11 protein-coding genes and 1 pseudogene are annotated in these 14,379 nt (G+C 63.6%); 9 read left to right on the top strand and 3 right to left on the bottom strand.

Going from position 1 to position 14,379, the window contains the following annotated elements; translation table 11 throughout:
• The first annotated feature begins 5 nt into the window (after positions 1-5).
• Genes ACQZ2L_RS08325 through asnB form a run of 7 tightly spaced genes read left to right on the top strand, consistent with a single transcriptional unit; the run spans position 6 to position 7,961 of the window.
• A complete protein-coding gene (locus ACQZ2L_RS08325) occupies positions 6-1,322 on the top strand; it encodes an AMP-binding protein (RefSeq protein ID WP_430325605.1) in 1,317 nt (438 codons plus the stop codon).
• Positions 1,319-3,052 carry a prenyltransferase/squalene oxidase repeat-containing protein gene (locus tag ACQZ2L_RS08320; RefSeq protein ID WP_430325604.1) on the top strand — a complete coding sequence of 578 codons (1,734 nt, stop codon included), beginning with the start codon at positions 1,319-1,321 and terminating at the stop codon, positions 3,050-3,052. The genes ACQZ2L_RS08325 and ACQZ2L_RS08320 overlap by 4 nt, the downstream gene beginning before the upstream one ends.
• Positions 3,053-3,063: 11 nt before the next feature.
• On the top strand, positions 3,064-3,471 hold the full coding sequence (locus ACQZ2L_RS08315; RefSeq protein ID WP_430325603.1) for a hypothetical protein: 408 nt from the start codon (positions 3,064-3,066) through the stop codon (positions 3,469-3,471).
• The gene (locus tag ACQZ2L_RS08310) at positions 3,468-3,752 is read left to right on the top strand and encodes an acyl carrier protein (protein WP_430325602.1); all 285 of its coding nucleotides are present in this window, start codon (positions 3,468-3,470) and stop codon (positions 3,750-3,752) included. The genes ACQZ2L_RS08315 and ACQZ2L_RS08310 overlap by 4 nt, the downstream gene beginning before the upstream one ends.
• Complete coding sequence (locus tag ACQZ2L_RS08305; RefSeq protein WP_430325601.1) at positions 3,749-4,744, top strand: AMP-binding protein; 996 nt, start codon at positions 3,749-3,751, stop codon at positions 4,742-4,744. The genes ACQZ2L_RS08310 and ACQZ2L_RS08305 overlap by 4 nt, the downstream gene beginning before the upstream one ends.
• On the top strand, positions 4,731-6,113 hold the full coding sequence (locus tag ACQZ2L_RS08300) for an amidase family protein (RefSeq protein ID WP_430325600.1): 1,383 nt from the start codon (positions 4,731-4,733) through the stop codon (positions 6,111-6,113). Before ACQZ2L_RS08305 ends, ACQZ2L_RS08300 begins: the two co-directional genes overlap by 14 nt.
• A 12-nt stretch (positions 6,114-6,125) precedes the next feature.
• A complete protein-coding gene (asnB, locus tag ACQZ2L_RS08295) occupies positions 6,126-7,961 on the top strand; it encodes an asparagine synthase (glutamine-hydrolyzing) (RefSeq protein WP_430325599.1) in 1,836 nt (611 codons plus the stop codon).
• On the opposite strand, the gene ACQZ2L_RS08290 is transcribed toward asnB, so the two are convergent.
• Positions 7,950-8,921, bottom strand: a complete 972-nt coding sequence (locus ACQZ2L_RS08290) for a LysR family transcriptional regulator (RefSeq protein ID WP_430325598.1) — start codon at positions 8,919-8,921, stop codon at positions 7,950-7,952. The genes asnB and ACQZ2L_RS08290 overlap by 12 nt on opposite strands.
• A gap of 265 nt (positions 8,922-9,186) precedes the next feature.
• On the opposite strand from ACQZ2L_RS08290, the pseudogene ACQZ2L_RS08285 reads away from it, so the two are divergent.
• Together ACQZ2L_RS08285 and ACQZ2L_RS08280 are read left to right on the top strand one after the other, a co-directional pair.
• Positions 9,187-9,804 (top strand): annotated as a pseudogene (locus tag ACQZ2L_RS08285) (SDR family NAD(P)-dependent oxidoreductase); the annotation flags it as partial.
• A 42-nt stretch (positions 9,805-9,846) separates the two neighbouring features.
• Positions 9,847-10,899, top strand: coding sequence for an SMP-30/gluconolactonase/LRE family protein (locus tag ACQZ2L_RS08280; RefSeq protein ID WP_430325725.1), 1,053 nt, complete (start codon positions 9,847-9,849; stop codon positions 10,897-10,899).
• Here ACQZ2L_RS08280 and ACQZ2L_RS08275 read toward each other — a convergent pair.
• Positions 10,889-11,869: a site-specific integrase gene (locus ACQZ2L_RS08275; protein ID WP_430325597.1), complete on the bottom strand. Its 981-nt coding sequence runs from the start codon at positions 11,867-11,869 to the stop codon at positions 10,889-10,891. The genes ACQZ2L_RS08280 and ACQZ2L_RS08275 overlap by 11 nt on opposite strands.
• A 59-nt stretch (positions 11,870-11,928) precedes the next feature.
• Complete coding sequence (locus ACQZ2L_RS08270) at positions 11,929-14,253, bottom strand: putative bifunctional diguanylate cyclase/phosphodiesterase (RefSeq protein WP_430325596.1); 2,325 nt, start codon at positions 14,251-14,253, stop codon at positions 11,929-11,931.
• Positions 14,254-14,379 lie beyond the last annotated feature (126 nt).

The raw sequence follows: 14,379 nt of genomic DNA, 5'->3' as shown, positions 1-14,379 counted from the left end.
GGGCGATGTTGGTTCACAAGGAAAACGACCATTCAGTCGTAGCGGCAGCCGAGGGCGAACTTCGCCAGTTCGGCAGGAATATGCCTTGTCAGAATTTTTACACTGACAAGTTGCAGGCCGCCTGGGAGCGTGCTTGCAAAAGCCGCTATTACGCGGACATCGGCCCTTTCAGCAGCGCAGCCTTCGCCCAGTTGCCGGTCACGCCCAAGGCCAGCCTCAAGGCTACCCCGCTGGAATTTTGCACGGTCGGCCTGGGTGATGCGGCGCGCTATTACGCCACCACCGGCACCACCGGCGAACCGACGCCAACGCCACGCCTGAAGCAGGACATCATCTGGAATGCCATCAGCGTCGCCAGCCAATGGCGCGCGGTGCTCAGCCCGGGCTCGCGGGTCGCCAACCTGATGCCGTCGGATATCGTCCCGGTCGGCGATCTGATCGCCAACGTCTGCGATTACCTGGACGTCTCCCACGTGCGCCTTTACCCATTCACTACCGGTATCACCGACTGGGAGCGGGTGTGCAAGACCTTTGCCACGTACCAGCCGAGCGTGCTGTTCATTGCCCCAGGCGTGCTGGTCCAGCTGACTCGCTACCTTAAACAACGGGAGATGCTCGACGGTTTTGCCCAGTCGGTGCGGGCGATCATGCTGCTGGGCGAGGTCAACACCCAGCCGTTTCGCCAGCGCCTGGCGCGCTGGTGGCAGTGCGAGGTGTTCGATGCCAGTTATGGCAGTACCGAGACCGGCACCCTGGCGACGGTTGGCGAAGATCAACACATGCGTCTGGCCTGCACCACCAACTACTTCGAACTGCTGCTGGAAGACGGCCGGCTGGTGCCGCTGGCGCAAGGCCTCAGCGGGCGTTTGGTGGTGACACCGCTGAACCTGTATGCACGGCCCTTGCTGCGGCTGGATACCGGTGACAGCGTGACCATCAGCGGCGCTTGCGAAGTCGGCCAGCTCAGCCCAAGCCTGCTGATCAATGGCCGCGACAACGATGCCGTGGTAGTCGGCGGTGTGCCGTTGGATATTCGCGCTGTCGAGGAAGTCGTTTACGGCAACTGCGACGCCACGGGCTACATGATCGAAGTCGACCGCGACAAGGACAGCGCCGCACTGATTCTGGAGCGCGATGTGCTCTGGGACACTGGCCAGGAGGCGGCCATCGAGGCGCGCCTGCAGGCCCACTCGCAAGCCCATATGCGCCTGCGCTGGAGCCGCATCCTGTTCATCAACAACCTGTCGGTGTTGAGCAAGAGCGGCGCCTCGCAAAAGAGCTGGAAAAAAACCAATCTGCGCTTTGTTGGCGGTGCGCAATGAGCGCGGTGCTGCCGAAGTTTCCGCAAGGGCAGGGGCTGGCCAATCATCAGGCCGACCTCTGGTGCACCTACGCGGCGATCCGCAGCCTGGCCTGGGTCGAGCGCCTGGGCAGTGCCGATGTGGCGCAATTGCAGGCGTATATCCAGTCGCGGCGCAACCGTGATGGCGGCTACGCCTGGAGCAAGGGCATGCCATCCGACGCCTGGGCTACGTTCTATTGCACCGAAACCCTCAAGGATCTGGCTGCGCCGGTCAGCGGCACAGACGCCACTGCCGTGTGGCTGCACACCTTGTTCGACGGCGACGCCTACGCCATGTGCCCCGGCCAGACGGCAGATGCCTGGGCCACGCACTACGCGCTGCGCACCTTGCTCGAAGTCTGCCAAGGCGAGGTCCAGCAGCGTGAGCCGCTGTACCGCTGGCTTGAGGGGCTGCAATGCGCCAATGGTGGCCTGAGCTGGTCGGCTGAGTTTGCCAAACGCGATGTCGCCGATACCCGCGCCTGCTTTTATGGCGTGATGGCCGCCCGCGCACTGCAACGGGCTGGGCTGCCGGTGCCCGCGTGGGACCGGGCGCGATTGATCGCCTGGTTGCAGGCGCAGCAGCTGGCTGACGGCGGCTTTCGTTTCAGCGAGTCTGCCGAGTCCGCGTGCCTGTGGGCGACTTATCGAGCCACCGCAAGCCTGGCGGAGTTGCAAGCGCTACCACTGGACGCACAGCGTTGCAGCGACTGGATTGTTGCCCGGCGCAGCAGCGCAGGCGGATTTGTCCGTTGGCAGGGTTATGACGGCGAAGACGTCTGGGCGGTGTTCTGCGCGGTCGGCTCACTCAAGGCACTTGGGCAGCCAGTCGCCTGGCTGGCGGATGAAGTCGCTGCCTATATCGCCAGCCTGGCCACACCCGGTGGCGGCTACACCTACCGCGAAGCGAGCACGGCGGCGGATGTGCTGACCAGCGCCGCCGGCATTCTCGGCGGCAGCCTCGACAGCGGCCAGCGCGCTGGGGCATTGCGCTGGATCGAAGGCTGCCAGATGCCTAACGAGGCCGGGATCATGTACATGCCCGGCCGCGGTGCCGAGGTGCGCTGCACTGCCTGGGGGTTGGCAGCCGGGGCGTTTGCCGAGCAGCCACAGGCCCGTCAGGCCATCGGCCAATGGCTGGCTTCGCTGCAAAACCCGGACGGCGGCTTTGGCTTCTGGGAAGGTCGTGGCTCGGACATGGTCTCGACTGCAGCCGCAGTCGCCATCCTGCAGTCGCTGGGCGACAGCAGCGGCGTGGCGCTGGATGGCCTGCAGCGGTTTGTCGGCAGCTGCCAGCATGAAGACAGCGGGCGCGTCGCCTATAGCGCCTACCCGCGCGGCGCCTCATCGCTGCGCGCCGGCTTGCAGGCGCTCAGTTGCCTTGCCTATCTCGGCCACCCCGTGCAGCAGGCCGCTAATGCGCTGCTTGCGGTGCACAAGGTTCGTCAGGGTGGTTTCGCCAATCACGGTCAACGTATCCCCGACCTGCTCAGTACCTATCAGGCGGTGGCCATGGCGTTGGCGTTCGAGTTGCCGGTGGACATCGCTCACCTGCGTTTCTTCCTCGACAAGGTCAGCACCGCGCAAGGCTTTGCCTGGTCGCCGCTGTACCTGGAAGGCAGTGATGCGCTGTCGGCCTGCCTGGGCCGTCTGCTGCAGGCATTCGTCGACGGCAGCCGCCGCCATTTGCCCAACCTGCAACTGTCATAAGGACCCCGAGCATGCCGACCATTACCGTCGCCTGCGCGCCGCTGCCGCTGATCGAGCGCAAGCGCATCGCGCTGGGTTTTACCCGCGTACTCAAAAGCCTGGGCGCAGACCCCGCGCACTGCATGGTGTTCTTCGCGCCGCTGCCGCTGGACTGCGTGTTCAGCGCCGGCATGCCGTTGCCCAGTCAGGACCGTGACGGCCAGCCTGCGCAGTTTCATGTGCGCATCACACTCTCCAGCGAGCGCGACCTGCTCGCGCAGCAGAACTTGGCCGACGGCCTGTACGCAGGGCTGCGCAGCCGCTACTGCACAGCTTTCATCTATCTGCAATTCGACCCGATCGCGCCTGAACAGGTGTTCTACAGCGCGGGCGCGGCACTGATCAACGCAAGCACTCAACAAGGAAGCACCGGCTCGTGAACACCCTCTCCATCGAACAACAGATCCGCCAGACCCTCGCCCAATTGCTCGGCCCCGAGGTGCTCGACATCGACAGCCAGGCCAGCTTTCGCGATTTTCTCGGTGAGCGCTTCGACAGCCTGATGGCGGTCGAGGTGATTACCGCCGTCGAGGACGGTTTCAGCATCGAGGTCGACTACCTCAGCGACGATGTGCGCTTCTGGTTCGAGACTCTGGACAAGATGCAGCGCTTCGTTGCGCAAAAGCTCGAAGACCAGCTCACCCTGCAGGCCGCCGAGTGAACGCCGAGCAGGTGTTCCACACTTCCGGCTCCAGCGGCGCGCCGCGCCAGTGGCTGCGCAGCCGCGCGCAGATGGAGCAGGAGGCGCTGCTGATCTATCTGCGCTGGGCGCCGCAGGTCAGTGAGATCATCAGTTTTGCGCCGGTCAGCCACAGCTATGGGCAGATCCTCGGCGAAACCGGAGCGCGAGTAAGCGCGGCGGCGCTACAGCTGTGCTCGTTCGAACAACAGCAGCTGCCAACGCTAGATGGCCACGGCCAGTGCGTGATCCTCGCCATTGCCAGTACCTGGAAACTGCTGCCAGCGCTGCTCAAGCGCCTGGCTGGCAAGCGCCCGCTGTTGATCGTGCACAGCGCATCAATGTTGCCACCCGGCGCACTGGCTGTGGTCCAGCAGTTTGCCAGTGCGCAGGTGCGTTTCATCGAGGTGCTCGGCTCGACCGAGACCGGCGCAATTGCCGTCCGCGAACTGGATGCCAGCAGTACACCGGAACAGCCGTGGAACCTGCTTGAGGATGTTCAGCTACTGACCCCCGCAGGCCAGCCCGCGCCTCTGGAAATTGCCAGCCCACGCATTGCCCGTGAGCTGGGTCAAGCCTGCGCGGCGCCAAGCCACCGTTGTGACGACCTGGTACAGGTCGTCGGCCCTCGCCGCGTGCGGTGGCTGGGCCGAGTCAGCAGCCTGATCAAGGTCAACGGTGTGCGCCTCGACCTGGCCCGGCTAGGCGCAGAACTGGGCGTGCTGGTGGGCTGCTCCAGCCTGGTCTGTGTGCAGCTGCGCGACGGCCTGCGCGGCGAGGCCTACAGCATTCTGCTTGCCGATCCGTTAGTTAGCGCTGGCGATGTGCTGGACGCATTTGCTCAGCTCACGCCCGGCACACCGCGCCCGCTACATATCCGTCATATCGATCACCTACCGCTGTCCGCCACAGGCAAACCACAAGCCTGGGCGGCGGCATCAACTGTCAAGGAATACACAGATGTCACACGTTAAGACCGAAGATGCAATAGACGCCTACCTGGCCAACTGCGGCCCTGCAGCCGCTGGCCAACAGGTGCCGGATTACCTGGCCCTGACTCTGCGCGAGCGCTATGCGCAACTGCAGGCCAATCCAGCACTGGCCGCCGATTGGGCAGCGCAGTATGAGCAATGGGCGGTGCATGCCGACGGCCACTACCGCTGCCTGGTCAGTACCCGCCCGGCCGACGCGCCGTGGTTCCGCCTGGGCGTCAAGGACACTGTCGACGTCGCGGGTTTGCCGACCCGACTGGGCCTGCGCAGCTACCGCCACCACCCAGGGCGCAGCGCCGAAGCGCTGACCTGGCTTGACCCACGCGTGGCCTTGACCTGCAAGGTGACCACCACCGAGCTGAACATCGCCTTTGGTGGCGGTTGCCGCAACCCGCTTTACCCGAGCATCGATCCTTCGGGTTCGAGCACTGGCTCGGCGGTGTCGGTGGCGGCGGGGCTGTGCGATATCTCACTGGGCACCGATGTGCTCGGCTCGGTCCGCTGGCCTGCGTCGCACTGTGGCATGGTCGGCTTGCGCATGACTCACAAGGCCGGGAATCTGGCCGGCGTATTCCCCCTGTCGCCACGGATGGACGCTCTCGGCTGGGTCGCGCGCAGCGCCGACGACCTCGAGCTGCTGTTACCGATGCTCGGCATCGATGGCCTGCTCGGCGAGCAGCTGCCGCTCAAGCAGCAGTACCGGGTCGGTTTTCTCAGCCATGTGCATGAGCCGGGCCTGACCAGCGCGCAGATGCTCGCCATGCTGGCTCAAGCGCGCGAGGCAGTTGTGCAACTGGAAATGGCCGACAGTGATGTCGACATGCCTGAACTGTGGGCGTGCCGCGGCGACGCCTGGCAACTCTGCGCCCGTGATGCGTGGCTGGCCTCTGCGGCGTGGCAGCAGGTGTTTGACTGCGAGCTGCACTGGTCGACGCAGAGCGCACTGGCCGTCGGAGCCGGAGTCAGCGACGAAGAATACAACGCCATCCAGCAACGGATGGACAGAGTCCGCGCTGGCATCGACAGCTGGTTCGACAATGCCCAGGTGGACTTCGTGGTATTCCCGATGGACCCCAACCGTCCATTCGACCGGCGCGTTCCCCAGCCCGGCGACTCGACCATCCCATCACCTGCCGACAGCGACTACTCACAGAAGATCAGCTTCACCCCGCTGGCCAGCTTCAGCGGCCTGCCGGCCATCACCGTGCCGATCTGCCTGAGCCCGGATGGCGAGGCAGCGCTGTCGGTGCAGATCATGGGTCGACGCGACAGCGAGCGGCAGTTGCTGGACATCGCCAAGCGCCTGCAAACGGAGGTCGGGCGGGTGCCGGCCGCTGGGGCTGATCAATAAGGAGCGGCAACCATGTGTGGAATCACAGGCTGGGTCGACTTCAGTCGCGACCTGGAGCAACACGCGCCGCTGCTGGCGGCAATGACCGACACCCTGGCCCTGCGCGGCCCGGACGCCAGCGGCAGCTGGCGCCACCGGCATGCCTTGCTCGGTCACCGGCGGTTGGCAATCATCGACCTTGCTGGCGGCGTACAGCCGATGACGTACCGCTTTGGCAATGGCCAGCAAGTGGCGCTGGTGTATACCGGCGAGGTCTACAACCACAACGAATTGCGCGAGCGGCTGCGCCTGGCCGGGCATCAGTTCCAGACCCGCAGCGACACTGAAGTGGTGCTGCATGCATACCTGGAATGGGGTGAGCAGTGCAGCGAGCAGCTGTCGGGGATGTTCGCCTTTGCCGTATTTGATGAGCGGGACGGGCACTTCCTGTTGGTGCGTGATCGCCTCGGGGTCAAGCCGCTGTACTACGCCGAACACGGCCAGGGCTTGCTGTTCGGCTCGGAGATCAAGGCGATCCTGGCCCACCCGGATTTCAACAAACAGCTCGACGTGGTGGGGCTGGTCGATGCCCTGAGCTTGTCGCGTGGCACGTCGCGCACGGCCCTGCGGGGCATTCGCGAATTGCCTCCGGGGCACCGGCTGTCGTGGCGGCCGAACGGCCAGATCAAGCTCAATCGCTATTGGCAGTTGCAGCGACGTGAGCATCAGGACGACCTGCAGACCACCATCGAGCGCACCCGCGAGCTGTTGGGTAAAGCGCTGGGTGAGCAGCTGTATGCCGACGTACCGGTATGCTCGTTGCTGTCCGGCGGGCTTGACTCGACCATTCTCACAGCGATGGCCCAGCGCAAGTTGCAGGCCGAGCAGGGCGGTACGGTCAATTCGTTCTCGGTGGATTTTGTCGGCCAGGCCGAGCAGTTCCAGGCCGATGCCTTCCGCCCGGAGCGCGATGAGCCGTATGCCCTGGCCGCCGCCGCGCATATCGGCAGCCGGCATCAGACCATCCTGATCGACAACCGCGAGCTGGTTGCCGATCAAGCCAGGCAGGCGGTGTATCTGGCCAATGATTCAGCGGCGACCTTTGGCGATGTCGATACCTCGCTGCATCTGCTGTTCAAAGCCATCCGTGGCCACTCGACGGTGGCGATCTCAGGCGAGGCCGCGGACGAGGTGTTTGGCGGTTATGCCTGGTGTCGCGATCCGCAGGCCATCGCCGCGGCGCGGATGCCATGGTTGTCGCGGATGCAACTGCTGCAGGCAAAACTGATCAACCCGGACTTCAACCGCCACTGCGATTTTGCCGGCTATCAGGACAGCGCCTATCACCAGGCGCTGGATCAGGTGCAGCATCTGCCGGGCGACGATGCTGTTGAACGGCGGATGCGCGAGATCAGCCACTTGCACCTGCATCACTGGCTGCCGATCCTGCTCGACCGCAAGGACCGCCTGAGCATGGCCGCAAGCCTTGAGGTGCGGGTACCGTATACCGATCACGAGCTGGTCGAGTACGTGCACAACGTGCCGTGGTCGATCAAAGGTAAAGGGGGCGAGGAAAAGTGGCTGCTCAAACAGGCGACGGCAGATCTGCTGCCGCCGGCCGTGCTGGCGCGCAAGAAAAGCCCCTATCCGACCTCGGCCAATCTGGCGTACGAGCGCTTTCTGCGGGAGCGCACCCAGCAGCTGCTGGCAAAGGCGGACAGCCCGGCGTTCGCTGTGATCGATCGCGCTCAGCTAAGTAGGCAGCTAGATCACGCCGAAGGCTATTTCAACTCGCAGCTGCGCCGTAACAACCTCGAAACCGCCTTGGCGCTTGATACCTGGCTGCGCCACAACCAGCTATCGGTGTAGGTCGCGTTTGAGGATGCTCTCCTGGGCCGCGAGGTCAAGGAGGGTGTCGCTGAAGCGCTTGGGCGCGCCGAGGTCGAGCATCGAAATGAAACTGCCCAGCGCCGGCGAGGCGTTCTGGTTGTTCCAGTTCATGTACAGGCCCATGCTGGCGTTGGGCTGATCGCCAATAGGCTTGATCGGGCGGAACAGCACCCGATCACGCAGCGTCGAGTTGGCGATCGATTCAGGCACCAGGGCCACACCGAAGCCACAGGCCACCAGGCCGATCAAGGTGTGGATTTGCGACGCTTCCTGCACGACCTTGGGATAGAAGCCTGCCGACTCGCACAGCGCCATCAGCTGGCTGTAGTAGCCGTTACCCAATGCCTGCGGGGTGAATACAAAGTCTTCTTCGGCGAATTCGCGCAAGTCGACGTTGGCGTGGCGGGCCTTTTCGTGATGGGCTGGCAAGGCCATGACGATCTGTTCGTTGAGAATCAGGCGTGATTCGATGATGTCCGGCGGCAGCGGCAGTTTGCGCATGAAGGCGATGTCTGCCTCACCGGCCAGCAAGGCGGTGGCCTGGGACGCTGACGGCATCTCGCGAATGGTCAGGCGCACGTTCGGGTAGCTTTCGCGAAAGCGCCGCAGCGAGTTCAGCAGCGACTCGTAATAGGCAATCGAAATGGCCGTGATGGTCAGTTTGCCGCACACGCCCTCGGAAACATTGCGGGCGTACTCGATGCCTTGCTCGAGTTCCTTGAGGGTGCGATAAGCGGTTTCCAGAAATGCCATGCCAGCGGCGGTCAGCTTGACCCCGCGCTTGTTACGCAGAAACAGGCTGAAGCCGAGTTTGTCCTCGAGGCGGTTGATCGCTTGGCTCAAAGGCGGCTGCGCCATGTGCAGACGAATTGCTGCCTTGTGAAAGTGCAACTCCTCGGCCACGGCGATGAACTGCCTGAGCAAACGGGTCTCGATCATTCTACTTTCCTTCATCGAGGCGAACTGGTGCAGGGGTGCGCTCGCAGGCCCTCTGCAAGCGCGCCATCATAATGTGTGCTTGGGCGGCGCAGAAGCCTGGACGCCTGTACTGGCGCTATCTATATGAGTAACCCGGCCGGGCGGAGCCATCCGCTTGCAGGGTTTCGGTGATATCTATTAGATATCAAGGTTGCATGCTTTTAGTATTAAGTCATTGATTTTTTTATTGTTATCGTTTGTGGATGAGAATCGGGGGGATTCGTCGATGCCATTCACAAATAAAGTCGCGATTATTACCGGTGCGGGCCAGGGGCTTGGCCTGGATTACGCCAAGGCCCTTCTGGCTCAGGGCGCACGGGTAGTGATCAGCGACCTGGGTACTGATCGCGTCGGCGAAGGCGAAGATCAGGCGCTGGTAACTGAAGCTTTGCAGGCCCTGAAGGCCGAGGGTGGCGAGGTGGTTGCGCATATTGGCCGCCTGGACGATGAGGCGGGCTGCCAGCAGCTGATCGATCTTGCCATCGCGCAGTTCGGCCAACTCGACATCCTCATTCACAACGCCGGCTGGGTCGGCTATCAGGACATCGAAGAGCAAGAGGAGGCATTTCTCGAGCGTGCGCTGGGCATCAGCGTGCATGCGCCGGTGTGGCTGGCCAAGCACGCCTGGAAGCACCTCAAGCGCTCGGCGGCGCCGCGGGTCGTACTGACCACCTCAGACCGCGCCATGTACCAGCGCTACGCCCAGCCAGGGCTGGTGGCCTACGCGGCCGGCAAGATGGCCCAGGTCGGGATCATGAACGCGCTGAGTATGGAAGGCCTGGCCCATGGCATTCTGGTCAACGCGATTTCTCCTGTGGCCAAGACCCGCATGTGGGGCGTGAGCCAGCCCAGCGAAGACCTCAAGCCCGAGTGGGTCACACCGGGCATGCTCTACCTCGCGAGCGAGATGTGTCGCGATACTGGCTACATACTGCGCGCCAGCAACGGCCAGTTCACTGCAACCCGCTTCTGCGAGAACAGCGGCGTCAGCTATCCGCGCGATCTGGCCCGGGTCGAAGCCGCCAGCCTCAGCGAAGTGGCCGAGCGCTGGAGCCGCATCAAGGAATGCCATTACGCGCCGGTCAAGCTCGCGCGCACCCGTGCCGACCTCGGTGAGAGCCCGGTCTGGGATGCGCAAAGGGGCCTGCTGTATTTCGTCGATATTTCCGGCGGACGCATCAACCGACTGACGCCGCAAGGCGATGTCGAGCGGGTTTACGAATCAGCCGCACGGATTGGCGCGCTGGCCCTGACCGACCAGGGCAATCTGATCTTCACCGAGGATGCCAGCGCCGCGCTGCTGGACCTTGCCGATGGCAAGGTCCGTCAGTACTCGGCGCCTGTGCATCACCGCTCCAGCTACCGCTTCAACGACGGCGCCTGTGATCCGCAGGGCTATTTCGTCACCGGTTTGATGGACGAAGGCCCGAGCGGCAAGACTGGCGCGCTGTACCGTTTCGATCATGAAATGCATGGCGAAGTGATTCACCGCGAGATGTCCTTGCCCAACGGCCTGGCCTGGTCGCAAGACGGGCAGACCCTGTTCTTCGTCGATTCGGTGGCGCGCTCGATCTACCGGGCTGACTATCTCGCCGGTGGCGTACTGGGCGAGATCAGCCTGTTTGCCGAAACGCCGGCCGAGCTGGGTCGCCCGGATGGCATCGCGCTGGATAAGGAAGGCGGCATCTGGGTGTGCCAGTTCAACGGCAGTTGCCTGCTGCGTTATGACCGCCACGGTCACCTTAGCGACCAGGTGGTAATGCCGGTGCCGCGGCCGACCAGCTGCTGCTTTGGCGGCCCCGAGCTGGACACGCTGTACATCACCACCGCCCGCTTTGGCATGACCCCAGCGCAACTGCTCGACTATCCGGATGCAGGCGACCTGTACATGATCCGCCCGGAAGTGGCGGGGATTGCCCGCCATTCGTTCAGGGAATGAGCAGGCGCTCCTGAACAGCGGGCAGGACTGCCAGATCGCCAAAGCGCTGCGCTGCATCGATGTAGCGCAGCGCGGATTTGGCGTCTTTCCAGCCGATATAGCTCATCAGCGACTTCAGCTCCCAGCCATTGGCCGTGGCCCAAGTGGCGAAGCCGCGGCGCAGTGAGTGGCCGCTATAGAGAGTGGCGGGCACCCCGGCGCGTTCGAGCATGCCACGCAGCACGGCAATCAGGCTGTTGCTGTTGAGTGGCGCCTGGCCCAAGTTGCCCCAGCGATCGAGCTTGCGAAACACTGGGCCATGGGCAATGCCCGCCACTTCCAGCCATTGCAGGTACGCCGTCACCGGGCACAACGCTTTCAGCGCCGGGGTGCGGTGCTGCACGCCAAGAGCCTCGCGGTCGCCTTTGCTGCGAGGCAGGTACAGGGTCAGGCCGACACCGGCCTGGGCCTGAATATGCTCGACGCGCAGGCGCGCCAGCTCATCGCCACGCAAGCCACGCCAAAAACCGAGCAGCAGCAAGGCCGCATCCCGGCGCGCACGTAACAGGCCGGGCATGTCATTTCGTTCACGCGCCAGTTGCGCTTCTTGTTCAAAGCGGGCGACGGCGGTTTGCAGATGTTGCAGCAATAGCGGTGCGGCCTGTTTGGCCGGCGCCGGGTGCAAGGTGCGGATGCCACGCAGCACCTGACGCACCAATGGCGCCTTGGTTGGATCGGGAAAGCCCTGGCTTACATGCCATTGGCTCAGGGCCGCCAGCCGTTGGCGCAGCGTACTGACCGCATGCTGTTCGGCGTGCTCGACCAGGTAACGGGCGATACTGTCGGCGGTGGCCGGCAGAAAACCGCCCCAGCGCACCTCGAAATGCTCGACGGCGGCCTGGTAGCTGCGGCGTGTGTTGTCACGCGTGGCTGCGCGAACATAGCGCTCGATGTCGGTCATGGGGCAGGCATTGTTGGAAACTGAGCCCATACAATAAACCAGCGGCAGGCTGCTGACCAACACGGGGCTGGTCCAGTGGTCGCAGAGCCTCAGTGCTCCAGGCAGAGCTGCTGTTCGATGGCTTTGAAGGGCGGATACTCGTGAAGTTGCGTAGGCGATAACGGCCGACTGAAGTGATAACCCTGAGCGACGTCGCAGCCGGCGAGCTTCAGGCAAACCACCTGTTCGCGAGTTTCGACGCCCTCGGCAACCACCTCCAGGCCCAGGCGTTTGGCCAGGATAATGGTTGAGGACACGATCGGGCTGTCGTCGTAGCTGTTGCACAGCGGCGCGATCAGTGCCCGGTCAATCTTCAGCTTGCTCAGTGGCAGCGCGTGCAGATGGGCGAAGCCGGCGTAACCACTGCCGAAGTCGTCCAGGCTGATGCCGATACCCGCGGCGCGCAGGCGCTGCAGGTGATCGACCGCAGTGCCTTCCGGATCGAGCACGGTGGTCTCGGTGATTTCCAGTTCCAGGCGTTGCGGGGCGATGCCGAGCTGGCCCAGCTCATTCAACAATCGTTCGCTGAAATCGGCCTGACGCAGCTGCAGCGCCGAGACGTTGACGGCGATCCGTGTGTGTGGATCGCGAGCGGTCCACCGGGCCAGTTCCTCACAGGCCATGCGCAGCACCTCCCAACCCAGCGCGACGATGAAGCCGCTGCGCTCGGCGAGACCGATGAAGCGGTCAGGGTAGAGCAGGCCGAACTCCGGGTGATCCCAGCGCACCAGGGCCTCGTAACCCACCACCTGCAGATTGTCGAGCCGGATCTGCGGCTGGAAATGCAAGATGAACTGACGCTCGGCCAGGGCACTGCCAAACGCCTGCTCGAGGTTGAACGCATGAAGGTCGCTGACATTCAGCGACGGGTCAAAAAAGCGATACTGCGCGCGCCCGGCCTGCTTGGCCGAGTACATGGCAGCGTCGGCGTTGCGGATCAACGCGTCGATGTCCTGGCCGTCGCGCGGGCAGATGCTGACGCCGACGCTGGGGCTGGTATTGACCTCCTGGCCATCCAGCGCGTAGGTGGCCGAGAGCTTTTCGACCAGGGCGCGCACCCAGTTATCCAGCTGGTCCTCAGTACGCTCACCGGCGAGCAGCACGACGAACTCGTCACCGCCGAAACGCGAGGCTTCGTCGCCGTCTTCCAGCATGCGTTGAATGCGCCCGGCGACGGCCTGCAACAGCAGGTCGCCGATACGGTGGCCGAGCGAGTCGTTGATCGACTTGAAGCGGTCCATGTCAATGAACAGGATTGCCATCAAGCGGCGCTTGCCGCGCTGGCGGGTAAGCGTCTTGCTGGCGACTTCGACGAACTGGCGACGGTTATGCAGGCCGCTGAGGTGATCGGTTGCCGCTGCGTGGCTGCTGCGTCGATGGGCCTCTTCGAGGCGCTCGATCAGTTCCTGGTTGACCTGCTGCGCCTGCTCCAGGGCGCAGAACGCCTCCTGGCGCTTGCTCAGCAAACGCAGGCTCCAGGCCAGGCTGGCGAGGATCATGATGGTCATGCACAGGTTCAGCCAAAACTGCCGGGCAAAGTTGGCTGTACTGGGTTTGAGGATTTCTTCGTGGCGTTGACTGACGACAACGCTGAAGGCGCGGTCGGCGACTCGCCGGTACAAGCTCTGATAAGTGCCATCGCCGGCGTATTGCGTGAGGCTGCCGGCGTCTGCGCCAGTGGCTGGCAACACTGGCAGCAGGGCATCGCCGGTTACAACCACGCCGCTGCTATCGATACGCAGGCGCTCCTGGTCATCATCCTGAAGCAGGCGAATCAAGCCACTGGCGCCCAGATCGATGTGCTGGAACAGCAGGGCGAGGTAGCTGATATCCAGCTGCACCAGCAGCACGCTGTTGATCTGGCGGCCAGGCAAATTGGACAGGGGCACCAGGAACGTCATGCGTCGCTCCGACGTGTCGCTGGCATTGGGCAGCGCATGTACCAGAAAAGGTTTGAAACCGTAGCGCGCGACGTGGGTTTTAAGTTGGTCGAGCCACTCACTGGGCAGGCGTTGCGGTTCGCCAGTATCACTGGAGAAGACCCGTGCACCGTTGCTGTCGTACAGGCTCATGCGTTTGAGCAGCGGGTCTGCGGCCAGGATCTTCACCAGGCTGGCGCGATCCCGGGCTGGCTTCGTCACGTCTTGCAGCGTGCTGCGACCCACAGCCTGAGTACGATCAACCAACTGGCGCAGGCTCTGCGCGACGACGCTGGCCAGGTTCAGATGTTCGGCGGCCTTGGCCGCAAGCGCCTCTTGGCGCGCGGCGTTCTTCTGGGTTGCATGCAGACCCCAGAGAAAAGTCAGGGTGACTGCGCACAGCATCAGTAGAAGCAGCGGCAGAAGCTTGGCAGAGGAGGGGGTTCGGCGGATCACTGCTGTTCGTTTCCCGGCCCTGGGTAGTCTCCTGAAAATACGACAGGTGAATGACAGCCTTATGACTGATGGCGATTTGCTAGCCACTTCTGGACGCCTATGGAAACCGCGATTTCGCCGTGCTGT

The organism is Pseudomonas shirazensis, assembly GCF_050496565.1.
GTDB lineage: Bacteria > Pseudomonadota > Gammaproteobacteria > Pseudomonadales > Pseudomonadaceae > Aquipseudomonas > Aquipseudomonas shirazensis_A.
This window is presented reverse-complemented; position numbering and strand designations above follow the sequence as displayed.

Coding starts and splice junctions, on each gene's coding strand:
- ACQZ2L_RS08320 (WP_430325604.1), top strand. CDS start 1,319: ATGAGCGCGGTGCTGCCGAAGTTTCCGCAAGGGCAGGGGCTGGCCAAT.
- ACQZ2L_RS08275 (WP_430325597.1), bottom strand. CDS start 11,869: ATGGGCTCAGTTTCCAACAATGCCTGCCCCATGACCGACATCGAGCGC.
- ACQZ2L_RS08315 (WP_430325603.1), top strand. CDS start 3,064: ATGCCGACCATTACCGTCGCCTGCGCGCCGCTGCCGCTGATCGAGCGC.
- ACQZ2L_RS08300 (WP_430325600.1), top strand. CDS start 4,731: ATGTCACACGTTAAGACCGAAGATGCAATAGACGCCTACCTGGCCAAC.
- ACQZ2L_RS08290 (WP_430325598.1), bottom strand. CDS start 8,921: ATGATCGAGACCCGTTTGCTCAGGCAGTTCATCGCCGTGGCCGAGGAG.
- asnB (WP_430325599.1), top strand. CDS start 6,126: ATGTGTGGAATCACAGGCTGGGTCGACTTCAGTCGCGACCTGGAGCAA.
- ACQZ2L_RS08325 (WP_430325605.1), top strand. CDS start 6: ATGTTGGTTCACAAGGAAAACGACCATTCAGTCGTAGCGGCAGCCGAG.
- ACQZ2L_RS08280 (WP_430325725.1), top strand. CDS start 9,847: ATGCTCTACCTCGCGAGCGAGATGTGTCGCGATACTGGCTACATACTG.